The organism is Rhodococcus sp. LW-XY12 (genome assembly GCF_019317345.1).
GTDB lineage: Bacteria > Actinomycetota > Actinomycetes > Mycobacteriales > Mycobacteriaceae > Rhodococcus > Rhodococcus pyridinivorans.
Genome location: NZ_CP079225.1, coordinates 2,802,051 through 2,827,535, shown reverse-complemented (window position 1 = coordinate 2,827,535; position 25,485 = coordinate 2,802,051). Strand labels below are relative to the sequence as shown.

The following is a 25,485-nucleotide window of genomic DNA, read 5'->3' as shown; positions in this document are numbered from 1 at the left end:
CCACCTCGCGCGACCGCGCGCATGTGGACCTCGCCGACCAGCCCGGGAGCTGCGATGACAGATGCCGTCACCTCGAACTTCGCCGATCGCCACATCGGCCCCGACACCGCCGGCCTGAACCGGATCCTCGACGTCGTGGGAGTCGATTCCCTCGACGCCCTCGCCACCGCCGCGGTGCCGGCCGCCATCCTCGACGACCGTGCAGACAACGTGCCGACCGGCCTCGACGTCCTCGACGCGCCCCGCTCCGAGCACGACGTACTCGCCGAACTGAAGGCACTCGCGTCGCAGAACACCGTGGCGACGTCGATGATCGGCCACGGCTACTACGACACGCTCACGCCGCCCGTGCTGCTGCGCAACATCATCGAGAACCCCGCCTGGTACACGGCCTACACCCCCTACCAGCCGGAGATCAGCCAGGGACGCCTCGAGGCGCTGCTGAACTTCCAGACCATGGTCGCCGACCTGACCGGCATGGAGATCGCGAACTCGTCGATGCTCGACGAGGCCACCGCCGCTGCCGAGGCCATGACCCTGCTGCGCCGCGCGAACCGCAAGTCCAAGAGCCCGCGCCTGGTCGTCGACGTCGACCTGTTCGCGCAGACCGCCGCGGTGCTGGCGACCCGCGCCGAACCGCTCGGTATCGAGATCGTCACCGTCGACCTCGCTGCCGACGGACTTCCCGAGGGCGAGTTCTTCGGCGTGATCCTCCAGGTGCCCGGCGCTTCGGGCCGCATCATCGACGCCGCTCCGATCATCGCGGCGGCCCACGGCCGCGGCGCGCTCGTCGCTATCGGCGCCGACCTGCTGGCCATGACCTTGATCACCCCGCCCGGGGAGCAGGGTGCCGACGCGTGCTTCGGCACCACCCAGCGGTTCGGTGTGCCGATGGGCTTCGGCGGGCCGCACGCCGGCTACCTCGCCGTCGGTAGCGCCCACACCCGCACCCTGCCCGGACGCCTCGTCGGTGTCTCGGTGGACGCGGACGGCAACCCGGCCTACCGCCTCGCGTTGCAGACCCGTGAGCAGCACATCCGCCGTGAGAAGGCCACCAGCAACATCTGCACCGCCCAGGTGCTCCTCGCCGTGCTCGCGGCCATGTACGCCTCGTACCACGGCGCCGAAGGCCTCACCGGCATCGCCCGCCGCGTCGCCGGGCACGCCCGCCGCCTCGCCGACGGTCTGCGCGCCGGTGGCGTCGAGGTTGTCCACGATGAGTTCTTCGACACCGTCCTCGTGCGCGTCCCGGGGCGTGTCGACGCCGTGTTCGCCGCCGCCCTCGAGGCCGGCATCAACCTGCACCGGGTCGACGACGATCACGTGTCGATCTCGTGCGACGAGGCCACCACCGCGGCGCACGTCGACGCGGTCCTGCGCGCCTTCGGCGTCACCGCCGGGGACGCCGCCGAGGGAACGGCGCTGCCGCAGGCCCTTGCCCGCACCAGCGAGTTCCTGCAGCATGCGGCGTTCACCCGCTACCGCACCGAGACCGCGATGATGCGTTACCTGCGGCGCCTGTCCGACAAGGACCTCGCCCTCGACCGGACGATGATCCCGCTGGGCTCGTGCACGATGAAGCTCAACGCCGCCGCCGAGATGGAAGCCATCACCTGGCCCGAGTTCGCGGGTCTGCACCCCTTCGCTCCGGCGGATCAGACGGCGGGGATCCGCCGCCTCATCGCCGACCTCGAAGGCTGGCTCGCCGCGGTGACGGGGTACGACGCCGTGAGCCTGCAACCCAACGCCGGCAGCCAGGGCGAGTACGCGGGTCTGCTCGCGATCCGTCACTACCACCTCGATCGCGGCGACACCGATCGGGACATCTGCCTGATCCCGTCGAGCGCGCACGGCACCAATGCCGCATCCGCCGTGATGGCGGGCATGCGTGTCGAGGTCGTCGCGTGCCGCCCGAACGGGGATGTCGATCTCGACGACCTGCGCGCCAAGATCGCCGACCACGGTGCGCGCCTGGCCGCGATCATGATCACCTATCCGTCCACGCACGGTGTGTACGAGCACGACATCGCCGACATCTGCGGTGCCGTGCACGACGCCGGCGGTCAGGTGTACATCGACGGTGCCAACCTCAACGCTCTCGTGGGTCTGGCGCGGCCGGGCAAGTTCGGGGGCGATGTGAGCCACCTGAACCTGCACAAGACGTTCTGCATCCCGCACGGTGGCGGCGGTCCGGGTGTCGGCCCGATCGGCGTCCGTTCGCATCTGGCCCCGTACCTGCCGGGCCATCCGGCGGAGCCGGGACTCGGGGGAGCGGGACCGGTCTCGGCGGCGCCCTACGGATCGGCGTCGATCCTGCCGATCACCTGGGCGTACATCAAGATGATGGGTGCCGAGGGGCTGCGTCGCGCGTCGCTGACGGCGATCGCGTCGGCCAACTACATCGCGCGTCGTCTCGACGAGTACTTCCCGGTGCTGTACACGGGGGAGACCGGCATGGTCGCCCACGAGTGCATCCTCGATCTGCGTCCGCTGACGAAGGCGACGGGGGTGACGGTCGACGACGTCGCGAAGCGTCTGGCCGACTACGGCTTCCACGCGCCGACGATGAGCTTCCCGGTGGCCGGCACCCTCATGGTCGAGCCCACCGAGAGCGAGGACATCGCCGAACTCGACGCGTTCATCGACGCGATGATCTCGATCCGCGGTGAGATCGACCGGGTCGGGGCAGGGGAGTGGCCGGTGGACGACAATCCGCTGCGCGGCGCTCCGCACACCGCGGAATGCCTGGTGGGCGAGTGGAACCACCCGTATTCGCGGGAGATCGCGGTGTTCCCGATGGGGAAGAGCCGAGCCAAGGTTTGGCCGGCGGTGCGGCGTATCGACGGCGCACACGGCGACCGGAACCTGGTGTGCGCGTGCCCGCCCCTGGAGGCGTACAGCGGCTGATGCCGGGGATGGCCGACGGACACGTCCGTCGGCCATCATCATCGATGAGATAACTCCGAACGATACGGAAATCATAGAAAACCAGAATTGTCTCCCTGCCTACAACGAAACTGACCGAGCCACTAAGACAAGGCCGTCAGTTCGCGGCGGTCAGCTCGAGGACGGAGATCTCCGGTGGAGTGCCGACCCGCACGGGCGGTCCCCACGCGCCGGTGCCCTGGGACGTGTAGATCTGCGTGTCGCCGAAGCGGTCGAGTCCGGTGACGGTCGGGTTGGCCAGGGAGACGAACGGCCGCAGCGGCCACATCTGTCCGCCGTGGGTGTGCCCGGACAGTTGCAGGTCGACTCCGAGCTCGCGTGCCTCGTCGACGTGCCGCGGCTGGTGGGCGGCGAGGATCACCGGGGTACCGTCCGCGATGCCGGCGAGGGCGGCGGGCATGTCGGGGTGGTGCGGTTCGGGGGCGGTGTAGTCGTGGACGCCGGCGAGCGCGACGACGTCGCCGTCCCGCTCGAGGACGACATGGTCGTTCCGCAGGGTGCGTACACCGAGCGTCTCCCAGTGGTTCAGCCACGATTCGGCGTCGTCGGAGTAGTACTCGTGGTTGCCGCTGACGCCGTACACCCCGAGCGGGGCCTGCAGTTGCCGGAGCGGTTCGAGATCGGAGCCGACGAGTTCGACGGTGCCGTCGGCGAGGTCGCCGCCGAGCACGATCAGGTCGGGTTGCTCCTCGGCGACGAGGTCGACGACACCTTGCACGAAGTCGGCTCCGCGGGAGGGTCCGACGTGCAGGTCGGTGACGAGCGCGATGCGGGCACCGTCGAAGCCGGCAGGCAGGTCCTGCAGGGCGACGGGCACGGTGACGATCTGCGGCCGGTCGGCCTCGATCGTGCCGTATCCGACGGCGGCGACCGCGGCCACGACGAGCACGGCGGTCGCGATACGCAGCCCCCGTCGCGGGGTCTCGACGGTGCCGTCCTCGGTGATCGGCCGGGGTTGCCCGCGTCGGGCGAGGCGGGCGACGAACAACGCGACTCCGATGAGCAGGAGCCCGAGCATCAGGTACAGCACCACCGCCAACCAACTCCAGCCGAGGAACCCGATGGGGCGGGCCCAGGCAGGATCGAGCACCGTGCCCACCCCGGAGGCGCCGAGCGTGAGCACGAACAGGACGACGAGGACGAGATCGGCGGCGAGTGCGGCAGGTCGCGGCAGGCCGGGTGCCCGGACGAGTCGTCGATGCAGCAGGTAGGTGAGGAGGGCAAGGAAGACCCCCACGACGAGAAGTCGGAGCACGTCAGGACGTCAGCTTTCGGAGGAGGTCGGTGAGATCGGCGGGGTCGGTGGTGTCGACGACGGTGAGGCTGCCGTCGGTGGCTTCGGCGGCCTGTTCGAGGACGAGGTCGGCGCGGTCGCCGAGGACGACGACGTCGATCCGCACGGGGGTCTCGGGGGACGAGAGTTCATCGATCGCGGCGCGCAGGTCGCGGGCGGCTGCTTCGTCGGGGTCGTCGCTGTCGACGACGACGAGTACGGAGTTCGGTCGGCCCGGGTCGTAGTTGTCGACGGCGTCGCGGTAGGCGGCGGTGAGAGTGGCGTAGACGGGTTCGCGGTCGACGAGATCGATGTCGTCGAGGATCGAGGACATCGCCGCGCGCTTGGCTGCGGTGAGCCCGTCGCGGATAACGGCGACGCGGTGTCCCTCGGGGGTGTCGGCGAAGACGTACATGCCCATCACCGAGTTGATGGACGCGCGACGCATGGCCTCGCGTACGGCGCCTGCGGTCGCGGTGAGGCGGGTGCCGTCGCCGGCGGGGGTGCCCATGGAGGTGGAGGTGTCGACGACCATCGTGACCTTGCGCGGGGACACCGGGGCGAGACGCAGTGCGACGAGGACGTCGTCGACGGTGGGGTCGGCGGGGGCGAGGACGGTGTCGACGCGGGGCAGCGGAAGTTCCCCGGCGGGTTCGGGGACGGCGTCGGCGGTGCGGAAACCGTGGGCGGTGAGGATTCCGGCCTGCTCGGGGCGCCGCGCGTAGTCGGTGAACTCCGCGGCGGCGCGGGCGAGCGTCTCGTCGACCCAGGGGGCGTCGACGACGGCCGTGGGGAAGTCGACGACGGGCGCGACGCCGATCGGCAGGTGGCCGGTGAGGCCGCGGACCTGTCCATCTGTGAGGGCGCGGTGCAGTTGCTGTTCGATGACCGGCACGGCGTGGATCGGGGCCGCGGTGTCGGGGTGGGTGCCGAGCGCCGCGAGGGTGTCGGCGGTGGTACCGACAGCGCCGAGGGTGTCGGCGCCGAGGGCGAGGGTGCTCACGGCGGTGATGGCGGCGGGGGTGGCGGCCTGTTCGAGGGTGACCGGTCCGGCGCCGATGCCGGTGGTGGCGGCGGTGACGGCTTCGAGGGCGAGGGTGGTGGCGTGGGTCTGGGTGCCGGTGGGCAGGGCGAGGCCGAGGGTGCCCCAGATGTCGAGTCCGCTCTCGCGCATGGCGGCGGGGTCGTTCTGGAGTCGGGGCAGGTCCTGCCAGCGGACGGTGGCGGTGGTGAGGGCGCGGCCGAGGTCGGTGGGGACGGCGAGCACGACCGGGGAGGTGGCGAGGGATCGGGGGGTGCCGTCGATGGCGTCGGCGGCGCGGGCGCTCATACGGGTGTCGAGGGGTACCCACAGGGCGGGTTCGGGGCCGAGCGTCGGATCCCAGGCGTCGGTGCCGAGGGTGTCGGCGGCGGCGAGGCTGTCGACGGCGGTGATCTCGGCGGTGACGCAGTGGTCGCGGATGACGCGGACGCCGCCGTCGGTCCATTGTTCGGCGAGTTCGGTGAGGGCGGGGGCGATGAGGGGGTCGGCGGCGATGTGCAGGACGGTGTCGCCTTCGACGCAGGTTTCGGCGGCGGCGGTGGCCTGGTTGTCGATGTTGTCGCGGAGGCGGAACCAGCCGAGGACCGCGAGCAGGGAGAGTACTACGCCTAGGGTGACCACGATGACGCTGGTGCTGATTCCTCGTCGTCCGCTACCGCGATGTCGCCCGCTCACGTCGTGTCCGCCTCGTTTCGTTCGTCGATCCGATGGTCGAGTCTAGTGAGGGGCGGGATGAGATCCGGCTCCGCCGCGCGGTGCGGGGACGGGCAGGGCCCCGATCCGTGTGGATCGGGGCCCTGTGGTGTCGGTGTGCGGGTCAGGCGTACTTGGCCTTGTACTCGCGGCGACGGCGGTGCAGGATCGGCTCGGTGTAGCCGCTGGGCTGCGTGGTGCCTTCGAGGATGAGTTCCTTGGCGGCCTGGAAGGCGATGCTGTCGTCGAAGTTCGGGGCGAGCGGCCGGTAGCCGGGGTCGCCTTCGTTCTGCCGGTCGACGACGGGGGCCATGCGCTCGAGGGAGGCGACGACGTCGTCGGCGGTGACGACGTCGTGGCGGATCCAGTTGGCGAGGAGCTGGCTGGAGATGCGCAGGGTGGCGCGGTCCTCCATGAGCGCGACGTCGTGGATGTCGGGGACCTTGGAGCAGCCGACGCCCTGGTCGATCCAGCGCACGACGTAGCCGAGGATGGACTGGCAGTTGTTGTCGAGTTCTTCGCGCTTCTCCTCGGCGGACCAGTTGGGGTTCTCGGCGAGGGGAATGGTGAGGATGTCGTCCACGGTGGCGCGGCTCTTGCCCTGGAGCTCGTTCTGGACCGCGAAGACGTCGACCTCGTGGTAGTGGGTGGCGTGCAGGGTGGCTCCGGTGGGTGAGGGCACCCAGGCGGTGTTGGCGCCGGCCTTGGGCTGGCCGATCTTCTGCTCGACCATGTCGCGCATGAGGTCGGTCATGGCCCACATGCCCTTGCCGATCTGGGCCTTGCCCTGCAGGCCGCAGGCGAGGCCGGTGTCGACGTTCCAGTCCTCGTAGGCGGCGATCCAGCGCTGCTGCTTCATGGCGGCCTTGCGGACGACGGGTCCGGCCTCCATGGAGGTGTGGATCTCGTCGCCGGTGCGGTCGAGGAAGCCGGTGTTGATGAACACCACGCGGTCGGAGGCGGCCTTGATGCAGGCGGCGAGATTGACGGTGGTGCGTCGCTCCTCGTCCATGATGCCGACCTTGAGGGTGTTGGTGGGCAGGGAGAGGACCTCTTCGACGCGGCCGAACAGTTCGGTGGTGAAGGCGGATTCCTCGGGGCCGTGCTGCTTGGGCTTGACGATGTAGATCGAGCCGGTGCGGCTGTTGGCGAGCGGGCCGTGGTCCTCGTCGATGTGCAGACCGTGGATGGCGCACAGGCTGGTGATGAGCGCGTCGAGGATGCCTTCGGGGACCTCGTTGCCGTCGCGGTCGAGGATGGCGGGGTTGGTCATGAGGTGCCCGACGTTGCGGACGAACAGCAGGGAGCGGCCGTGCAGTTCGAGGTCGCTGCCGTCGAGGGCGGTGTAGACGCGGTTCGGGTTCAGCTTACGGGTGAGGGTCTTGCCGCCCTTGTCGAAGGACTCGGACAGGTCGCCGCGGTTGAGGCCGAGCCAGTTGCGGTAGCCGACGACCTTGTCGTCGGCGTCGACGGCGGCGACGGAGTCCTCGAAGTCCATGATGGTGGTGACGGCGGATTCGAGGACGACGTCCTTGACGCCGGCGGCGTCGGTGCTGCCGATGGGGGATTCGGGGTCGATCTGGATCTCGATGTGCAGACCGTGGTTGCGCAGCAGCACCGAGGAGGGGGTGGCCTTGTCGCCGAGGTAGCCGACGAGCTTGTCGGGCTGGGCGAGTCCGGTGACGGTGCCGCCCTCGAGGGTGACTTTCAGTTCGGTGCCGTCGATGCTGTAGCCGGTGGAGTCGGCGTGCGAGCCTTGCGCGAGGGGTGCGGCCTTGTCGAGGAAGTCGCGGGCCCAGGCGATGACCTTGTCGCCGCGGACCTTGTTGTAGCCGGTGCCCTTCTCGGCGCCGCCCTCTTCGGGGATGACGTCGGTGCCGTAGAGCGCGTCGTAGAGCGATCCCCACCGCGCGTTGGAAGCGTTGAGCGCGAAGCGGGCGTTGAGGACGGGCACGACGAGCTGCGGACCGGCGGTCTCGGCGATCTCGGTGTCCACGTTCTCGGTGCCGATGGTGAACGGTTCGGGGGTGGGGACGAGGTAGCCGATCTCTTCGAGGAAGGCCTTGTAGGCGACGGGGTCGTGGGGCTGTCCGGCGCGGTCGCGGTGCCAGCCGTCGATCTTGGCCTGGAGGTCGTCACGCTTGGCGAGCAGTGCCCGGTTCTTGGGGGCGAGGTCGTGGACGATCTTGTCGGTACCCGCCCAGAAGGTGTCCGCGTCGACCCCGCTGCCGGGGATGGCCTCGTTGTTGATGAAGTTGTAGAGAACCTGCGCGATCTGGAGTCCGCCGACCTGCACGCGTTCTGTCATCACCCTCACTCTTTCCGGTTGCTGTGCGGCCGGAAACGTCCCGGCCACACGGAATCGTCGATTATGTTACCCGCCGGTAGTAACGGACGCAGTGGTTCTGTGCGTCTGCAGGACGGTACATCGATTCACCAGCTCTTCTCTCAGAGCTGCGGCGCGACGGGTGAGCGCCGACTGCTCGCGGACGTACTGTGCGCGTCCTGCGGCAGTCTCGATCCTGATGGGCGAGTAGCCGTAGTCCTCGAGATCATACGGGCTCGCCCGCATGTCCAATTCACGGGCTGCGGACGCGTGTCGCAGGCACCGCACCGTCAGCTCCGAATCCGTCAGGGGCAGCAGCTTGTACGCCCACTTGTACAGATCCATGCCGGCGTGCAGACAGCCGGGTTGCTCGGTGCGTACCTGCTGGTCGCGGGTCAGTTCGGTGGCGTTGCGTGGGACGGCGTCGGGGGTGAAGAACCGGAACGCATCGTAATGGGTACATCGGAGCTGCATTGATTCCACCACTGTGTCGGTTCCGGTATGGCCGAGCCGCAACGGCACCGACGAGTGCCGCACCCCGTCGGCTCCCGCCCGGTACACCATCGCCCATTCGTGCAATCCGAAGCAGCCGAGCTGCGGCGGCCGGGAGGCCGTCGCGGTGAGCAGCCCCGCGACGAAGTCGACGGTGTCGGCGCGCCGGTCGAGCACCTCCCGGCCCACCCGCACCCCCGGCTGCCCGTCGACGGTGACCCGCTCGTAGCCCGGATGGTCGCGGTAGCCGCGCACCGCGGCCGCGCCGAGCAGCACGGTGCCGTAACCGGGATGCCAGCGCCGCAGCTGGCTCGGCCGCAGGCTGTAGTAGGTGAACAGGAAGTCGTGCACGGGATGGGTGCGGCCGGCGGCGCGTCGTTCGAGATGCCCGGCGAGCAGCTCGTCCACGGCGGCGTGATGGGCGTCGCGCCGCGCGGTCCACTCGTTCTCGGTGAGGATCGCCGGGCGGTCGGTCACGGACAGGGAGCGGGTCATGGTTCTCGTTCGGTCGATCGGGGTGCGGTGGTGCGGGGGCGGTTGCCCAGCGGATCCGCGACCCGGTGGGTGGCGTCGCGGACCGTTCCGACGAACTCTTCCACGAGGTCCTCGAGCGCGACGATGCCCCGCAGTGCTCCGGTGGTGTCGGCCACCCCGGCCAGATGCGCGTTGCTGCGGCGCAGCGCGGCGAGCGCCTCGTCGAGACCGTCGCCGATCCCGATGGTCGGCAGCTCCCGGATCACCGCGGCGGGGATGACGGTCTCGGGACCGGTGGACTGTTCCCGCACCAGATCGAGCACGTCCTTGATGTGCACATAGCCGGTGATCGTGCCGTCCGGACGGCGGGTGGGATACCGGGAGAAGCCGGTGGTGGTGACCGCGTGCTCGACGTCGCCGAGGGTCGGGCCCGCGCCGGTGTGCGGGACGGTGCGTACCCGAGCGAGCGGGATCATCACGTCGGCGACGGTGCGGTTGCCGGTGGCCAGGGCGCGGGTGAGGCGCTTGTGTTCCTCCTCGTCGAGCAGCCCCTCGGAGCGGGATTCGCCGATCATCTCCGTGAGCTCCACGGCGGAGACGGAGGTGTCGAGTTCGTCCTTCGGGTCGATGCGCGCCGCGCGGAGGGTGGCGTTGGCGCACAGGTTGTAGAAGGCGATGACCGGCCGGGCGGGTCGCATGAACAGCAGGTGGATCGGCACGAGCAGCATCGCGGCGCGTTCCGGGCCGGCGATGGCGATGTTCTTCGGCACCATCTCGCCGAGCAGGATGTGCAGCACCACCACGATCGTGAGCCCGATGGTGAACGCGATGGGGTGCAGCAGCGCGTCGGGCACCCCGGCCGCATGCAGCGGCACCTCGATCAGGTGCGCGATGGCCGGTTCGGCGACGCGGCCGAGCAGGATCGAGCAGATCGTGATGCCGAGCTGGGAGCCGGCGAGCATGAGCGAGAGGTGTTCGCCGGCGTGGATGACGGTGCGGGCCCGGGTCTTGCCCTGGGCGAGCAGCGTCTCGAGCCGGTCGCGGCGGACGGTGATGAGGGAGAACTCGGCGCCGACGAAGAAGGCGTTGCCGGCGAGCAGCAGAACGGCGAGGACGATTCCGAACCAGTCGCTCATCGCTGCGCACCCCCCTCGTCGGCGGCCGGGGCGTCGTCCCTGTCACCGTTGTCGCCGTCGGGGTTCTCGGGGTCGGGGGCGGCGCCGGGCACGAGCAGCACCCGGTCGATGCGGTGCCCGTCCATCTCGAGGATGCGCGCGTACCAGGTGAGGTCGCGTTCGCCGCCGCGCAGCGGCAGCTGGATCTCGTCGCCGACCTCGGGGATGCGGCCGAGTTCGGTGAGGATCAGCCCGGCGAGGGTTTCGTAGTCGCCGTCGGGGGCGTGATAACCGGTGAGCTGGGCCACCTCGTCGGTGCGCAGCAGACCCGTGCACGACCAGCCCTCCCCGTCGCGGTGGGCGTCGAGTTCGGTCTCGTCGTGTTCGTCGCGGACGTCGCCGACGATCTCCTCGACGAGGTCCTCCATGGTGATCAGTCCGGCGGTGCCCCCGTATTCGTCGACGACGAGCGCGACCTGCATGCCGTCCGAGCGCACCCGTTCCATGACGGTGTCGCCGTCGAGGCTGGTCGGCACGGTGGGCACGAGGCGGGCGAGGGCGCCGACGGCGGTGGTGCCGCGCGCCGGGCCGGGCACGGTGAACGCGTGCTTGACATGCACGACGCCGAGCGGGGCGTCGAGGTCGCCGTCGACGATCGGGAAGCGGGAGTAGCCGGTGCGGGCGGACAGTTCGATGAGGTCGAGGACGGTGGCGTTGCGGTCGAGGCTCTCGACGGTGCTGCGCGGGGTCATGAGGTCCTCGGCGGTGCGGTCCCCGAACTGCAGGGATCGGTAGACCAGGCGGGCGGTGTGCTCGTCGAGGGTGCCGCTGCGGGCCGAGGCGCGCACCAGCGAACCGAGCTCCTGCGGGGAACGCGCCGAGCGCAGTTCCTCGGCCGGTTCGATGCCGAAGCGCCGCACGATGTGGTTGGCGGCGCCGTTGAGTCCGAGGATCGCCCAGCGGAACAGCAGGGAGAACGCCAGTTGGAGACCGGCGGTGGCGCGGGCGGTGCCCATGGGCCGGGCGATGGCGATGTTCTTGGGGACCAGTTCGCCGAAGACCATGGAGAAGGACGTGGCGATGAGCAGCGCGAGGACCAGCGAGGCGGTCGAGGCGACGGAGGTGCTCAATCCGATCGCGTCGAACAGCGGGGTGAAGAACTGCGCGAGGATCGGTTCGGCGAGATAGCCGGTGATCAGTGTGGTGATGGTGATGCCGAGCTGGGCGCCGGACAGCTGGAACGACAGGGTGCGGTGCGCGTGCTGGACCTGCCGGGCGCGCCGGTCGCCGTCGTGGGCGTGCGCGTCGACGGCGCTGCGTTCGAGGGCGGTCAGGGAGAACTCGGCGGCGACGAACAGGGCGGTGCCTGCGGTGAGCGCCACGAAGCCGAGGAGCGCGACGATATCGAGCAGGACGGACATCAGAGGCGGTCCTGCCGGGCGGGGTGGTGGCCGGGGTGGTGCCCCGGCCCGATAGAGGATCCTTCCGGCCCGGAGTCGCACTCCGTGCAGGGGGAGGAGGTGTCGGGCGGTGGGGTGGCTGTGGGTGCCGCGGGCACCGGTGTCCTCTCGTCGGGTCCGGTCGCGGACGGTGTCCGCCTGCCGGAAGTGGTTTCGACGGGTACCGATTCTACTGAGGGTGGTTGCCGTGTGTTGCGGTGCCGGTGACGGCGCGGCGCCTACGGTGGGGATCGAGCAGGTGTCCCGGTGGAACGAAGGAGCGTGGATGAGCGGCGGCGAGGGTCCGGAACACGGTGGCGGCGAGCGGGTGCCGAGCCGGTGGGAGGAGATCGTGGCGGAGAATCCGGCGCATTCGTCGTGGTACGTCGAACGGTTCCGTGCGATGGTCGCCCGGGGGCAGGACACTGTCGGGGAGGCCCGGTTGATCGATGCGATGGTGCCGCGTGGGGCGCGGATCCTCGATGCCGGGTGCGGGCCGGGCCGGCTCGGCGGTTATCTGCATCGGGCCGGGCACAGTGTGGTCGGGGTGGATGTCGATCCGGTGCTGATCGCGGCGGCGGAGGAGGATCATCCGGGGCCGAGGTGGCTGGTGGGGGATCTGGCCGAGCTGGATCTGCCGGCCCGCGGTGTCGACGCCGATTTCGATGTGATCGTGTGCGCGGGGAATGTGATGACCTTCGTGGCGCCGTCGACCCGGGTGGCGGTGCTGCGCAATTTCGCGGCGCATCTGGCGCCGCAGGGCCGGGGGGTGATCGGTTTCGGGGCGGGCCGTGAGTATCCGTTCGAGGAGTTCTTCGCCGATGCGCAGCAGGCGGGTCTGGCGGTGCAGGTGCGGTTGTCGACCTGGGATCTGCGGCCGTTCAGCGATGACGCGGAGTTTCTGGTGGCGGTGCTGGGGCGGGCGTAGCCGCGGCGTCGGCGGGGGTGTCGGCGGCCTGGGCGCGGGAGAGCGCCACGGTGGTCACGAGCATCACGACGACGGCGGCGCTGACGAGGATCCGTCCGGGGCCGTCGGTGCGCAGGTGTTCGCCGAGCACGGTCATGCCGAGCACGATCGCGGCGAGCGGTTCGCCGACGGTCAGGGCGGGCAGCGATGCGGTGAGCGATCCGGCCTGGAAGGCGCGTTGCTGCAGGTAGATCGCGGTGGCGCCGGCGGCGACGAGTGTCCAGGTCTGCCACGAGCCGAGCAGTTGCGGGATGCCGTGTTCGGCGAGGTCGGTGACGTGTTTGGTGAACGCGCTGGTCACGCCGTAGAGGACGCCGGCGGCGATCCCGAACGACAGTGCCCGCCGTCGCGGGGAGAGCAGGGCGACGACGACTGCGGCGGCGGTGACGGCGAGCACCGTTCCGAGCGGCAGCGCCCAGCGGGCGGCGGCGGCATCTCCGGTGCCTTCGCTGGGGTTGCCGGCGAGCAGGAAGATCGCCAGCGCCGCGCACAGTGCGCCGGCGAGTAGCCAGGTGGTGCGGGTGACGCGGCGGCCGGTGGTGGCGGCGGCGAGCGGCAACGCGAACAGCAGTGACGCGACGAGCAGGGGTTGGACGAGCAGCACCGATCCGAAGACGAGCGCGATGACCTGCAGTACGTAGCTGCCGCCGTCGCCGAGGATGCCCGCCCACCAGCGGGGGCTGCGCAGCAGCGAGCCGACGAAGGAGTCGGTGTCGGGCACGGCAGCGGCCGAGGTCTGTTGCGCGACACTGCCGACCGCGATGAGCGCGGCGGCGGCGAGTGCGCACAGGACGGCGACTGCCGTGCCCGTCATCGGGTCAGGCCTGCACTTCGGAGCGGTCCCCGCTCCACAGGGTGTGGAACTTGCCGGGCTTGTCGGTGCGCTCGTAGGTGTGGGCACCGAAGAAGTCGCGCTGGCCCTGGGTGAGGGCGGCGGGCAGCCGGTCGGCGCGCAGCCCGTCGTAGTAGGACAGCGACGACGCGAAGGCCGGGACGGGGATGCCGAGTTGGGTGGCGGTGACCACGACGCGCCGCCAGCTGTCGATGCCGATCTCGATGGCGTCGCGGAAGTACGGTGCGAGGATCAGGCTGGGCAGGGCCGGGTCGGCGTCGTAGGCCTCTTTGATGCGGTTGAGGAACTGGGCGCGGATGATGCAGCCGCCGCGCCAGATCGTTGCGAGCGCGGCGCGGTCGACGTTCCAGCCGTATTCGGCGCTGCCGGCGGCGATCTGGTCGAAGCCCTGCGCGTAGGCGACGATCTTCGACGCGTACAGGGCGGCGCGGATGTCCTCGGTGAACTGCGCGGCGTCGGTGGGGGCGGCGCCGAGGTTGCCGGCGGCAAGGCCGCGGGCGGCGGCGCGCTGGTCGCGGGAGCCGGACAGGGCGCGGGCGAAGACGGCTTCGGCGATGCCGGTGACGGGGACGCCGAGGTCGAGGGCGGCTTTGACGGTCCAGCGGCCGGTGCCCTTCTGTTCGGCGGCGTCGACGATGACGTCGACGAGGGGTTTGCCGGTGGCGGCGTCGGTCTGGCGCAGCACCTCGGCGGTGATCTCGATGAGGTAGGACTCGAGGGTGCCGGTGTTCCAGTCGGCGAAGACGTCGGCGATCTGCCCGGCGTCGTAGCCGAGGGCGTCGCGCAGCAGGTGGTAGGCCTCGCCGATGAGCTGCATGTCGGCGTATTCGATGCCGTTGTGCACCATCTTCACGAAGTGGCCGGCGCCGTCGGGGCCGATGTGGGTGCAGCAGGGGGTGCCGTCGACCTGGGCCGCGATGGTTTCGAGCAGCGGGCCGAGCGCCTCGTACGATTCGGCGGGGCCGCCGGGCATGATGGACGGGCCGTTGAGGGCGCCTTCCTCGCCGCCGGAGATGCCGGCGCCGACGAAGTGCAGGCCGCGGGCGCGCAGAGCGGCTTCGCGGCGGATGGTGTCGGTGTAGAGGGCGTTGCCGCCGTCGATGATGATGTCGCCGGGTTCCATCGCGTCGGCGAGCTCGTTGATGACCGCGTCGGTGGCGTCGCCTGCCTTGACCATGATCAGGACGCGGCGCGGCTTTTCGAGGGCGGCGACGAATTCGTCGATGGTTTCGGTGCGGACGAAGGTGCCGTCGCTGCCGTGCTCGGCGAGCAGCGCGTCGGTCTTGGCGATGCTGCGGTTGTGGAGGGCGACGGTGTAGCCGTGGCGGGCGAAGTTGCGGGCGATGTTCGAGCCCATCACGGCCAGTCCGGTCACGCCGATCTGGGCCTGCGGTGTTTCGGTTCGTTCGACGGTCATGGTCTACAGCTTCCCCCGAAACGGGGGCCGATCGAAATCGGGGCGGGCCGAACGGTGCGGCGTGTCGCGGCTCAGAGGCCGAGCAGCAGGGACAGTTCGGTGAGCCAGGGCACCGCCACGGCGATGGTGGGTACGACGAGGATGGCGGCGGCGGCGGTGTAGGCGGCGGCGGAAATGCCGAGGTTGGGCCCCGGTCCGGTGAGGCGCTGCACGCGCAGCACGGTGCTCGGTCCGCCGACGGCGAGGGCGCCGGTGGGGGTGTGGGCGCCGGCGCAGGCGACGAGGGCGCGGGCCAGCGGTGCGGGGCCGGTCTTGCGGACGGCGGAGTCGTCGGCGAGCAGCTCGACGAGCAGTTTGACCGAGCCGAGCGCCGAGCCGGAGCGCACGACGCGGGGGAACGCTTCGTAGACGGCGGTGAACGCCTCGAGGATGAGGTCGTGGCGGGCGCGCAGGTGGGAGTGTTCGTGGCGCAGGATCGCGCGTAGTTCGTCGTCGCCGAGGTTGTCGAGGGTGCCTTCGCTGAGCACCACCCGGTGCCGCAGCCCGGGCAGGCAGTAGGCGATGGGGTCGGCGGTGTCGAGGATCCGCACGTGCGGGTGGTGGCGGACGGCGGCGCCGCTCTCGCGGCGGTCGAGCAGGTCGACGAGCATGCGGTGGCGGGAGCGGCGGCGGCGGGTGCGTACCGCGACGCGCAGCATGGAGAAGGTCAGGCGGGCACCGATGAACACGGTCAGGGCGAAGACGATGACGTAGGTCAGCCACAGGGGCAGACCGAGGGCGTCGATCTCTTCGAGGGGCCCGGTGGTGGGTCGGCCGTCGGCGCCGGGTGCGAGGAGGCGGGCGGCGATGGCCAGGCCGCAGGAGAACGCGGAGAGCACCGCCGCCAGGGCCACGGACTGCCACAGCACGAGGGCGGCCCGGGGGTTGCGGTGCGGCCAGGTGGCGCGGGCGAGCAGCCCCGGCACCGGACCGGCGAGGAGAAGCGCTGTGGTTCCGAAGAACAGCGCCGTGGTCGCGTTCATGACATCGAGTGTGTCAGCCGGCCCGCTCGGTGTCGTGGCCGGTGCTGTCGTCGCCGTGTTGCGCTTCGAGTTTCGCCAGCGCCGCGCGCAGGGCGGCGGCTTCGTCGGCGCCGACGCGGCCGACGAAGTGGACGAGGGCGGCGGCGCGGCCGGCGGTCTCGTCGGCTTGGTCGAGGGCGTCGACCATGAGGCTGGCGACGAGTTCGTCGCGGCCGTGCACCGGCAGGTAGCGGTGGGCGCGGTCGTCGCGTTGCTGGATGACGAGGTTCTTCTTGGCGAGGCGCTGCAGGACCGTCATGACGGTGGTGTACGCGAGGTTGCGTCGAGCCGAGAGGGCTTCGTGGACCTGCCGGACGGTCTGTGGTTCGGGGGTGGACCACAGGTGGTCCATCACTGCGCGTTCGAGTTCGCCGAGTGCTGCCATGGGTCGATTCTACGGATTTCTCCGACGAATGTGCGTACTACCCCTAGTCGTAGGTTCTGACCTGCGGTGGGACCATCGTCACCTCCGGTGGGGACCTCCGGCGGCGCCGTAGACGTGGCGGGTGCCGATGGGCACGATCAGCGGCCGGTCGGACACCGGATCGTCGATGACCGAGGCGTCGAGGTCGAACACCTCGCGCAGCAGTTCCACGGAGATCACCTCCGAGGGCACCCCGGAGGCGACGACGCGGCCGTCTTTCATCACCACGAGGTGGTCGCTGTAGCGCACGGCGAGGTTCAGGTCGTGCAGCACCATCACCACGGTGCGACCGAGTTCGCTGTGCAGCCGGTCGACGAGGTCGAGGACCTCCACCGAGTGCGCCAGGTCGAGATAGGTGGTCGGTTCGTCGAGCAGCAGGATGTCGGTGCCCTGTGCGAGCGCCATGGAGATCCAGGCGCGTTGCCGTTGCCCGCCGGACAGTTCGTCGATGGGCCGGTCGGCGAGGTCGGCGATGCCGGTACGTTCGAGGGCGATGGCGACCTCGTCCTCGTCGTCGGAGGACCACTGCCGGAACCACGACTGGTGCGGGTGCCGGCCGCGGGAGACCAGATCGGCGACGGTGAGCCCTTCGGGCGCGACGGGGGCCTGCGGCAGCATGCCGAGCACCCGGGCGACCTCGCGGGTGCGCATGGTGGTGATGTCGTGCCCGTCGAGCAGCACGGTGCCGGTGCGGGGCTTGAGCAGCCGGCTCAGCGCGCGCAGCAGGGTGGATTTGCCGCAGCCGTTAGGGCCGATGACGGTGGTGACGACCCCGGTGGGGATGGACAGGTCCAGGTCGTCGACGATGAGCCGTTCGCCGTAGCCGAGGCTGATGTGCTCGGCGACCAGTCGCGGCGCCGCGTGCTCGATCGGGCCGGGGGCCGGGACGGCAGGCAGATGGGTGTCGGTCATCGGGAGACCTTTCGGTTGGAACGCACCAGCAGGTACAGCAGGAAGGGGCCGCCGAGTGCGGAGGTGACCAGGCCGACGGGCAGCGGCACCGGCAGGATGGTGCGGGCGATGAGGTCGGCGGCGACGACGAACAGCGCCCCGGTCAGGGCGGAGGCGATGATCGGGCTGCCCGCCGAGCCGACGAGGCGCAGGGCGATCTGCGGGGCGGCGAGGGCGACGAAGCCGATGGGGCCGGCGGCGGCGGTGGCGACGGCGGCGAGCGCGCACGCCGCGACGAGCAGCAGCGCCTGCTGGGTCTGCAGCTTCACGCCGAGGGAGCGGGCGGTGTCGTCGCCGAGGCGCAGCGCCCCGACGGTGAAGGAGGCGGTCGCGGCCCAGCCGCCGACGAGCAGCAGCGCGATCGCGGCGGGCACCACCTGACTCCAGGAGACACCGTTGAGCGAGCCGGTCAGCCACACCTGGGCGCGGCTGACGTCGTTGATGTCGGCGGAGACGAGCATCCACTGGGTCAGGGCGATGAGCATGGCGTTGATGCCGATGCCGATGAGCACGAGCCGGAAGCCGTCGGCGCCGCGCCGCCAGGCCAGCAGATAGATGACCGTGGCGGTGAGCAGCGCGCCGAGCAGCGCCGACATCGGCAATCCGAGGGTGGCGAGCAGTCCGACGATGGAACCGCCGCTGGTGACGACGATCAGGGCCACGGCGGCAGCGGAGGCGCCGGCGGTGATGCCGAGGATGTCGGGGCTGGCCAGGGCGTTGCGGGACACCGATTGGGTGATGGCGCCGGAGACCGCGAGGGCGGCGCCGACGACCACGGCGGCGATCCCGCGCGGGAGGCGCAGGTCGAAGACGATGAACCGGTCGAGTCGTTCCCCGCCGCCGAGGAGCACCTCGACGACCTGTAGGGGGCTGAGCGGGTAGTCGCCGCGGCCGAGGGAGATCGACAGCAGCACCGCGGTGGCGACGACGATCAGCGCGCACACGATGACCATGCGGGCACGCCAGACGACGGAGACGGAGCCGAGCCGGAAGGCGGGCCGGCCCGGGACGCGGGTGGAGACCTGCGCGGGTGAGCGGCGCTTGTCCGTCGTCGGCTCGTTCGTGTCGAGGGACGGGGTGGGGGTGTCGTTCACAAGGCCACCAGCTTCCGGCGACGGACGAGGGCGATGAAGAAGGGGGCGCCGATGAGGGCGAGCACGATGCCGACCTGCAGTTCGCCGGGGCGCACCACGATGCGGCCGACGACGTCGGCGAGGACGAGCAGTGCCCCGCCGAGCAGCCCGGCATAGGGCACGAGCCAGCGGTAGTCGGGGCCGGTGACCGCGCGGGCGATGTGCGGGACGATCAATCCGACGAAGGCGATGGGTCCGCAGGCGGCGGTGGCGGCGCCGGTGAGCACGGTGATCGCGGCGATGCCGATCACCCGGGTGGTGACGACGTTGGTGCCGAGCGAGCGGGCGACGTCCTCGCCGAGGCTGAGCAGGTTCAGGGCCGGGGTGGAGGCGAGCGCGACGAGCAGTCCGACGACGATGAACGGCAACACCTGCCAGAAGACGTCCATGCCGCGGCCGGCGACGGAGCCGACCACCCAGAAGCGGTAGCCGTCGAGGCTGGTCTGGTCGAGCAGCACGATGGTCTGGATCATCGCCTGCAGGAAGAACGCCACCGCCGCGCCCGCCAACGCGAGACTGAGCGGACTCGAGCCGCCGTTGCCGATGGACGCGAATCCGAACACCACGATGCTGGCGAGCGCGGACCCGGCGAAGGCGAACCACAGATACTGCGCCGGGGTGGAGAGCCCGAACAGGTAGATCGACAGCACCACCAGGAAGGCGGCGCCGGCGTTGATGCCGAGCAGACCGGCGTCGGCGAGCGGGTTGCGGGTGTGCCCCTGGATCAGTGCGCCGGCGACGCCGAGCGCGGTGCCGACCAGCAGCGCGAGCAGGGTGCGGGGGATGCGCAGCGAATGCACGATCACGTCGGTTTCGGAGCCGTCGTTGACGACGAGGGCGTGGAAGACCTCCGCGAAGGTCATCGGGCGGGCGCCGACGGCGATGCTGGCGAGCGCGCCGAGCACCAGCAGTACGAGCAGCGCGGCCAGGCCGAGCAGGCGCCGGCGGCGCAGGGCGGCGACGTTGCCGTCGGTGGGGCGCGGGGTGAACTCGTCGTGGCGGGCGTGGCGTTCGGTGACGATCTCGGTGCCGCGGCGCAGCAGGGCACGGCGGGTGCCGGCCGGTCCGGTGGTGGCGCGGTCGCGCAGCACGAGCCCGGTCCACTGCAGGCCCAGACTTTGGCCGGTGCGGCCGGCGCGGTAGCCGTGGTTCCACCACAGCAGTCCGGCGGCGGCGGCCAGGGCGGCGCCGCCGAAGACGATGCGGTCGGTCTGGCCGCCGCCGTTGGCGTCGGCGAGGGTGTCGACGACGAGGGCGCCGATGAGCAGGGGGATGGCGAGGAGCGCGAGGTCGCACAGGACGGCGGCGATCCGGCGTCCCGGGCGGGGCGGGGCGGTCGGGTCGGCGTCCGGTGGGGCGTGGGGGGTGACGGTCACGGGCGCGGGGTGCTCCTCGGGAAGGCGGTGGTGCGGTTCGGGTCGTCGCGGATCGTGGGGAACGCGAAGGCCTTCGGAGTTAGGTTACGGAATCCTATGTGCCGACGGGAGTAGGGGATGGGGTTGCGCACACCACCCCCGGATGCAATGGTTAGGCTTACCTAATCAAGATTCACCGTCGATCAGGAGGTGTCGGATGACGACGCTGCTACTGCCGCCCACGGCGGCACCCGTCCGCCCGTTCGAGGACACGCGCGCTCGGCTGCGCGCACTCGCTGCGGGAGCCCCGCGCGTGTATGCGGTGGCCTGTATCGACGAAGAACCCCGCCGCCGCTGGTGGTTCCTCGGCGGCGGTGAACGCCAGCAGCGCATCGAGGCGCTCTACGACCGTGCCCTGCTCGACACCGAGGACCCGCGCATCGCCGTCGAGCAGGTCGCCGGCGCCCTCATCCACGCCGTGGTCGGCCGCGTCCTCGCCCCCTACGCCCTCGAGGGCCGCGTCTGGGATCCGGGTCTGGACAATCTGTGGCTGCACCAGGACAGCGACGGCTGCATCGACTGGGCCGGTCTCGCCGACGACACCCTGCGGGTGCTGCCCGAGGACCGCGCCGTCGGGGAACGCGACATGGTGGTGCTGCCGTGCGAGCAGGCGATGGCGGTGTGGACCGCGCACCGCGCCGCGACCGCTCTCGATGCCGTCCATCTCGCGCTGCGGTCCCTCGTCCCGCTCGACCGGAACCGCTTCTGGGCGATCGTCGGGCGCACCGTCGTCACCGGCGCCGCCCAGCTACCCGTGCTCGGTGGTGCCTCCCGCCGTACCGCCGCGCGCCGCGGTCAGGCATTGCTCGACGCCTTCGTCGCCGCCGGCTATCCCGTCCGAGGCCTTGCCGGATTAGGGCAGCCTTCCCTATAATCGAATCCGTTCCGACTGCCGGACCGCAGCGGAGTCCTGAGGGCTGCAGTGACTCCCGGTCCCTTCCCGCGGCGGGCCTCACATCCATGTGGGGCCCGCCGTCGTGTGTCCGGAGCACCCCGCGCCCGGCGTGCACGGCAATTCGGTCATGGACGACGCCGGTGCCCGCTTCACACGACGCCGGAGCGAACTCGGCCCCGACGCCACCCCCCGTGAGGCGATCCGCGCGGTCCTGACGGAACTGCTGCCCTCGACGAGCAACGACGCGAGGAGACCCCGGTGCTCGGCGCGTTCGGATGGTCCGCGATCACCGGCGAGGGCATCACCGCCGAGGACACCTTCGCGGCGCCGCGCGCCCTGGCGACCATCGTCGCCGACCAACTCCGGCGGACACGCACCGGCGAGGACGCCGGTGATCCGGAAGCGGGCGCCGATCTCGTCGTCATGGCAGCGGGGGGACTGGCGCAGGGCATGCTGCAGGGATACTCGACCTCACGGACGCCGCTCGACCTCGTCGAGCATCTTCTCGACCGTGTCCTGGGAAGCACCGAGAGATGACCACCCTGTGGATGATCGAAGACCTCGAACCGTGGCCCGACCCGCCTGCTCCCGGCCAGGTGTGTGAACCGACCACCTCCTGGATCACACCGGGCGCGAGCGACTGCATCCGCGAACTCGCGCGGCACGTGCCCGCCCGGGTCGAGCAGGTCACCGTCGACGATCGGGTCGAGCTGCTCGCCCATCTCGGTCACGGCTTCACCACTGTGCTGCCACCGCAGCTCGACACCCTCGGCGACGTCGTGCTCACGGGGCATCTGGTGTGGGACCGCTATCTGTGGATGCTGTACCGCATCCGACCGCACGGGCGCGCCCGGGTCGCCGAACGGCATCCGGTGATCCAACGAGCCAGGAGGATTCCGACCGCGGACGCGGGTTGGTACGGCGTCGAGTACGAGGGCCCGCGGACCGTGCACCGGTTCGGGCCGATCCCCGACGGCTACTCGATCGTCGCCTACGCGCTGCTGGTGACCCTGCAGTGACCACCCCGCTTGCCACGGTCGGAGGTGGGCCGGCCGAAAACCGCCATGTCCTACCATCGTTCGACGGCCACCTGTCCCGGCGGCCGGTCGAGACCACGCACGAACAAGGGAAGCCCGTATGAGCGACCAGTCCACCTCCGCCCCGGCCCAGCACGACGTGCAGGCGATCAACGCCGTCAACGACACCGGCTTCAACACTGCCCTCGGCCTCGAGTTCGTCGAACTCGGCCCCGATCTCGCGCGAGCCCGGTGGACGATCACCCCCACGCAGCACCAGCCCTACGGCATCGTGCACGGCGGGGTGTACTGCGCGGTGATCGAGACCGTCGCCAGCGTCGCCGGCGCCAACTGGTTGGGGGACAAGGGCAACGTCGTCGGGGTCAACAACAACACCGACTTCCTCCGCGCCACCCGCGAAGGGGTCCTCACCGCGACCGGCACCCCGGTCCACCGCGGCCGCACCCAGCAGGTGTGGCGGGTGGAGATCGTCGACGAGCAGGACCGTCTCGTCGCGCAGGGACAGGTGCGCCTGGCGAACATCACGAACGCGGACCGCATCGGGCACTGACCCTGTAGCCGGGCGGCTCCGGCCGGGACACCGCGCCCGGCCGGAGCGCCGACGGTCAGCCCGCAGCCTGCGTCCCGCCGCGGCCCTGCCCGGCCGGCGCCTGTGCGGAGCGGTCCCCGTCCTTCGTCGCGCTCTCGCCGTTCTGCGAGTCGCCGTCGGGTTCGTCCGCGCGCATGTGCTCGAGCGCGATCCGCGCGAACACCTGCTGCTCGGTCGCGGCCATCTCGTTGCGGCCGGTGGAGAAGAACGCCTGCGCCCACGACAACAGCGTCGACAGCTTCGACGAGAACCCCACCAGATACAGCAGGTGGATGAACAACCACGCCACCCAGCCGAGGAACCCGCTGATCTCGAGTTTGCCGACCTTCGCGACCGCACTGAACCGCGAGATGGTCGCCATGCTGCCCTTGTCGAAATACTTGAACGGTTCCCGATGGGTCGGGTCGGCGCCGTCGAGGGAGGCGATGATCTGCCGGGCCGCGTACTTGCCGCCCTGCATCGCCACCTGCGCCAGACCGGGCAGCTTGTTCAGCGACATCATGTCGCCGATGACGAACACGTTCGGATGCCCCGGCAATGTCAGATCCGGCAGCACCTCCACCCGCCCCGCCCGGTCGACCTGCGCCCCGGACTGCTCGGCGAGCTGCTTGCCGAGCGGACTGGCCGACACGCCCGCCGACCACACCTTGCACTGCGACTCGATGCGCCGCTGCGAACCGTCCTTCTCCTTGACGACGAGACCGTCGGCGTCGACATCGGTGACCATCGCGCCGAGCTGGATCTCCACCCCGAGCCGCTCGAGGGTGTTACGGGCCTTGCGGCTGAGTTTGCCGCCGTAGACCGGCAACACATCGGAGGCGCCGTCGAGCAGCACCACCCGCGCCTCGGTCGGATCGATGTTGCGGAAGGTGCCCTTGAGGGTGCGGCGTGAGAGCTCGGCGATCTGCCCGGCCAGCTCCACCCCGGTCGGACCGGCACCGACCACCACGAAGGTCAGCAACCGGGCGCGTTCGTCGTGATCGTGGGACAGTTCGGCCTGCTCGAACGCCCCGAGGATCCGGCCGCGCAGCTCGAGGGCGTCGTCGATGGTCTTCATGCCCGGCGCGAACTCGGCGAACTGGTCGTTGCCGAAGTAGGACTGGCCGGCGCCGGCGGCGACGATGAGACTGTCGAAGGGCGTGGTGGTGTAGCGCTCGAGGAACCGGGAGGTCACCGTCCGGTTCTCCAGGTCGATCCTCTCGACGTCCCCGAGCAGCACCTGCGCGTTCTTCTGTTTGCGCAGCACCATGCGGGTCGCGGGGGCGATGTCGCCGACCGACAGGATGCCCGTGGCCACCTGGTACAGCAACGGCTGGAACAAGTGATGGGTGGTGCGCGCCACGAGCGTGACGTCCACATCGGCACGAGCCAGGGCCTGGGTCCCGAACAGCCCACCGAAACCGGATCCGATCACGACCACACGATGACGGCGGGGTTCGGTCTGCTCGACGCTCATGGATGCTCCTTCACGTTGCCGGATGGATCTTGTCCCCAGTCTTGCAGTTGCCGCGCCCGCCCACAGCGCAACCGACGAGCTAGCCCGGCCCGTCGCCGAGCGACCCGAGCAGCCCGTAGACGGGGTTGTGCCGGGCGGCGTGCCGCACCGCATCGTTGGTCGCCGAGGTGTACACCTGCACGGTCTGCAACGACCGGTGCCCGAGCAGCTGCTGCAACTCGACCATCGTTGCGCCGCTGTCGGCCAGGCTCGTCGCGAAGGTGTGCCGCAGCGCGTGGGCGAGCGCACCGCGTTTGCGTTCGGACTCGATACCCGCGCGGCGGTAGATGCGCCGCACCCGGTACTGCAGGGTGCCGCGGGTGATGCGTTTGCCGTCCGCGCCGACGAACAGCGGGTCGGCCGGGTCGTGCCGCTCCCACACGGGCAACTCGTCGCGGTCGCGGGTGCGGCGCCGCGCGGCGGGGAAGCGGGCGTAGCGTTCCTCAAGATAGGCGGTGACGATCGCCGTCCAGCTGTCTTCGAGGGGGATCTCCCGTTCGATCGCGCCCTTGCCGAGCACCCGCAGCACCGGTGCCCGGCAGCCACCGAGGATGCTGCCCACATCGAGCCGGATCAACTCGTCGGAGCGGATCCCGGTGAGCAGCAGGGTCGCGATGAGCGCGAGATCGCGTTGCGGCCAGTCCCGCGCCGACTCCGCGGGGCGTTGCGCCTCCATCGTGACGGTGTCGACGAGTTGGTTGATCGCGGTGGGGGAGAACGCTTTCGGGGTGTGCTGTGGTTTCTTGGGCTGCGCGATCGAAGCCATCGGGTTGCCTTCCGACACCCCTTCGGAGACGAGGAAGTTGCAGAAGTTGTTCCACACCGACCAGGCGCGGCGCACCGACGCCGGTTGCCGTTCGGCGGCGAACGCCGCGAATGCCGACCGCAGCCCGCGTACCGTCACGTCCCCGAGCGTCAACGCGTCCTCCGGCACGGCGGCAGTCGCCGCGAGATGCGCGCGCACCGCGTGCAGGTCGAGCCGGTAGGCCTTGATGGTGTGCGGAGACCGTTTCGCGGTCTGCAAGGTCTCCAGATACGACCCGATCCAGTCCGACAATCCCGGCTCGGTCGCGCTGCCCACCACGATGCCCCTCCCGTGAAGATCCGCTCGTACAGATGTGCGAGTCCAGTGTGACAGCAGGGACCGACGGGACAGCAGGGACCGCGTCCGGATTCGGGGAGACCGGCGCCGGGTACGCGATGGACAACCGACCGTTCGTGGAGAGGAGCACCCCATGCCCGCAGGCGATGTCGAGACGTTCCACCAGGACGGATCCTGGCACAACCGCATCGAGGGCTCGAGCGACCTGCTCGGCACCTATCCCACCCGCGAGGAGGCGCGCCGCCGCAAGGTCGAACACCTCGTCCACAACCTCGACGGGACGATCGGCGAACGCAACACCTACGGTCACGACCCGCGCGACATCCCGGGCTGATCGACCCCGAAC

General features: G+C 70.5%; 22 protein-coding genes. 7 read left to right on the top strand and 15 right to left on the bottom strand.

Features of this window, described 5'->3' with window-relative positions; translation table 11 throughout:
• Nucleotides 1-54 precede the first annotated feature (54 nt).
• Complete coding sequence (gene gcvP / locus KXC42_RS13175; RefSeq protein ID WP_219129137.1) at nucleotides 55-2,907, top strand: aminomethyl-transferring glycine dehydrogenase; 2,853 nt, start codon at nucleotides 55-57, stop codon at nucleotides 2,905-2,907.
• Between the two features lie 136 nt (nucleotides 2,908-3,043).
• On the opposite strand, the gene KXC42_RS13170 is transcribed toward gcvP, so the two are convergent.
• The 6 genes from KXC42_RS13170 to KXC42_RS13145 all read right to left on the bottom strand — a co-directional run bounded on the left by KXC42_RS13170 (nucleotide 3,044) and on the right by KXC42_RS13145 (nucleotide 11,782).
• Nucleotides 3,044-4,201: a metallophosphoesterase gene (locus tag KXC42_RS13170; protein ID WP_024101098.1), complete on the bottom strand. Its 1,158-nt coding sequence runs from the start codon at nucleotides 4,199-4,201 to the stop codon at nucleotides 3,044-3,046.
• 1 nt (nucleotide 4,202) lies between these two features.
• A complete protein-coding gene (locus tag KXC42_RS13165; protein WP_183079123.1) occupies nucleotides 4,203-5,936 on the bottom strand; it encodes a substrate-binding domain-containing protein in 1,734 nt (577 codons plus the stop codon).
• Nucleotides 5,937-6,078: 142 nt separating this feature from the next.
• On the bottom strand, nucleotides 6,079-8,262 hold the full coding sequence (locus KXC42_RS13160; protein WP_219129136.1) for a malate synthase G: 2,184 nt from the start codon (nucleotides 8,260-8,262) through the stop codon (nucleotides 6,079-6,081).
• A 66-nt stretch (nucleotides 8,263-8,328) separates the two neighbouring features.
• Entirely contained in the window at nucleotides 8,329-9,267 is a 939-nt protein-coding gene (locus KXC42_RS13155) for a 3-methyladenine DNA glycosylase (protein WP_219129135.1), read from the bottom strand.
• A complete protein-coding gene (locus KXC42_RS13150; RefSeq protein ID WP_219129134.1) occupies nucleotides 9,264-10,382 on the bottom strand; it encodes a hemolysin family protein in 1,119 nt (372 codons plus the stop codon). The genes KXC42_RS13155 and KXC42_RS13150 overlap by 4 nt, the downstream gene beginning before the upstream one ends.
• Entirely contained in the window at nucleotides 10,379-11,782 is a 1,404-nt protein-coding gene (locus tag KXC42_RS13145; RefSeq protein WP_064852430.1) for a hemolysin family protein, read from the bottom strand. The genes KXC42_RS13150 and KXC42_RS13145 overlap by 4 nt, the downstream gene beginning before the upstream one ends.
• Before the next feature lie 304 nt (nucleotides 11,783-12,086).
• Here KXC42_RS13145 and KXC42_RS13140 point away from each other — a divergent pair, with 304 nt between their 5' ends.
• Entirely contained in the window at nucleotides 12,087-12,728 is a 642-nt protein-coding gene (locus KXC42_RS13140) for a bifunctional 2-polyprenyl-6-hydroxyphenol methylase/3-demethylubiquinol 3-O-methyltransferase UbiG (RefSeq protein ID WP_051121633.1), read from the top strand.
• Here KXC42_RS13140 and KXC42_RS13135 read toward each other — a convergent pair.
• From KXC42_RS13135 to KXC42_RS13105, 7 genes are all read right to left on the bottom strand, one after another.
• Nucleotides 12,682-13,581 (bottom strand): DMT family transporter, encoded by a 900-nt coding sequence (locus KXC42_RS13135; protein WP_024101095.1) that lies wholly within the window; start codon nucleotides 13,579-13,581, stop codon nucleotides 12,682-12,684. The two genes, KXC42_RS13140 and KXC42_RS13135, sit on opposite strands and share 47 nt — an antisense overlap.
• Nucleotides 13,582-13,585: 4 nt before the next feature.
• Nucleotides 13,586-15,037 (bottom strand): NADP-dependent phosphogluconate dehydrogenase, encoded by a 1,452-nt coding sequence (gene gndA, locus KXC42_RS13130; RefSeq protein WP_006552760.1) that lies wholly within the window; start codon nucleotides 15,035-15,037, stop codon nucleotides 13,586-13,588.
• Between the two features lie 71 nt (nucleotides 15,038-15,108).
• On the bottom strand, nucleotides 15,109-16,059 hold the full coding sequence (locus KXC42_RS13125; protein WP_006552761.1) for a M56 family metallopeptidase: 951 nt from the start codon (nucleotides 16,057-16,059) through the stop codon (nucleotides 15,109-15,111).
• A gap of 13 nt (nucleotides 16,060-16,072) precedes the next feature.
• Nucleotides 16,073-16,483, bottom strand: coding sequence for a BlaI/MecI/CopY family transcriptional regulator (locus tag KXC42_RS13120; RefSeq protein ID WP_006552762.1), 411 nt, complete (start codon nucleotides 16,481-16,483; stop codon nucleotides 16,073-16,075).
• Between the two features lie 78 nt (nucleotides 16,484-16,561).
• A complete protein-coding gene (locus tag KXC42_RS13115) occupies nucleotides 16,562-17,434 on the bottom strand; it encodes an ABC transporter ATP-binding protein (RefSeq protein ID WP_006552763.1) in 873 nt (290 codons plus the stop codon).
• On the bottom strand, nucleotides 17,431-18,567 hold the full coding sequence (locus KXC42_RS13110; RefSeq protein ID WP_019289597.1) for an iron chelate uptake ABC transporter family permease subunit: 1,137 nt from the start codon (nucleotides 18,565-18,567) through the stop codon (nucleotides 17,431-17,433). The genes KXC42_RS13115 and KXC42_RS13110 overlap by 4 nt, the downstream gene beginning before the upstream one ends.
• Complete coding sequence (locus KXC42_RS13105) at nucleotides 18,564-19,982, bottom strand: iron ABC transporter permease (protein WP_006552765.1); 1,419 nt, start codon at nucleotides 19,980-19,982, stop codon at nucleotides 18,564-18,566. Before KXC42_RS13105 ends, KXC42_RS13110 begins: the two co-directional genes overlap by 4 nt.
• Nucleotides 19,983-20,178: 196 nt before the next feature.
• Between KXC42_RS13105 and KXC42_RS13100 the strand changes: the two genes are divergently transcribed.
• From KXC42_RS13100 to KXC42_RS13085, 4 genes are all read left to right on the top strand, one after another.
• Nucleotides 20,179-20,895: a hypothetical protein gene (locus KXC42_RS13100; RefSeq protein WP_219129133.1), complete on the top strand. Its 717-nt coding sequence runs from the start codon at nucleotides 20,179-20,181 to the stop codon at nucleotides 20,893-20,895.
• 279 nt (nucleotides 20,896-21,174) lie between these two features.
• The gene (locus KXC42_RS13095) at nucleotides 21,175-21,453 is read left to right on the top strand and encodes a hypothetical protein (RefSeq protein WP_219129132.1); all 279 of its coding nucleotides are present in this window, start codon (nucleotides 21,175-21,177) and stop codon (nucleotides 21,451-21,453) included.
• Nucleotides 21,450-21,935: a hypothetical protein gene (locus KXC42_RS13090; RefSeq protein ID WP_219129131.1), complete on the top strand. Its 486-nt coding sequence runs from the start codon at nucleotides 21,450-21,452 to the stop codon at nucleotides 21,933-21,935. Before KXC42_RS13095 ends, KXC42_RS13090 begins: the two co-directional genes overlap by 4 nt.
• A 118-nt stretch (nucleotides 21,936-22,053) precedes the next feature.
• Nucleotides 22,054-22,503, top strand: a complete 450-nt coding sequence (locus KXC42_RS13085; protein ID WP_006552769.1) for a PaaI family thioesterase — start codon at nucleotides 22,054-22,056, stop codon at nucleotides 22,501-22,503.
• A 55-nt stretch (nucleotides 22,504-22,558) separates the two neighbouring features.
• Here the strand turns inward: KXC42_RS13085 and KXC42_RS13080 are convergent, their stop codons facing one another.
• Both KXC42_RS13080 and KXC42_RS13075 read right to left on the bottom strand, forming a co-directional pair.
• Nucleotides 22,559-23,998, bottom strand: a complete 1,440-nt coding sequence (locus KXC42_RS13080; RefSeq protein WP_019289593.1) for an NAD(P)/FAD-dependent oxidoreductase — start codon at nucleotides 23,996-23,998, stop codon at nucleotides 22,559-22,561.
• A 79-nt stretch (nucleotides 23,999-24,077) separates the two neighbouring features.
• Nucleotides 24,078-25,118, bottom strand: coding sequence for a tyrosine-type recombinase/integrase (locus KXC42_RS13075; RefSeq protein ID WP_064852251.1), 1,041 nt, complete (start codon nucleotides 25,116-25,118; stop codon nucleotides 24,078-24,080).
• A gap of 154 nt (nucleotides 25,119-25,272) precedes the next feature.
• Here KXC42_RS13075 and KXC42_RS13070 point away from each other — a divergent pair, with 154 nt between their 5' ends.
• The gene (locus KXC42_RS13070; RefSeq protein ID WP_219129130.1) at nucleotides 25,273-25,473 is read left to right on the top strand and encodes a DUF2188 domain-containing protein; all 201 of its coding nucleotides are present in this window, start codon (nucleotides 25,273-25,275) and stop codon (nucleotides 25,471-25,473) included.
• The last annotated feature ends 12 nt before the right edge of the window (nucleotides 25,474-25,485 follow it).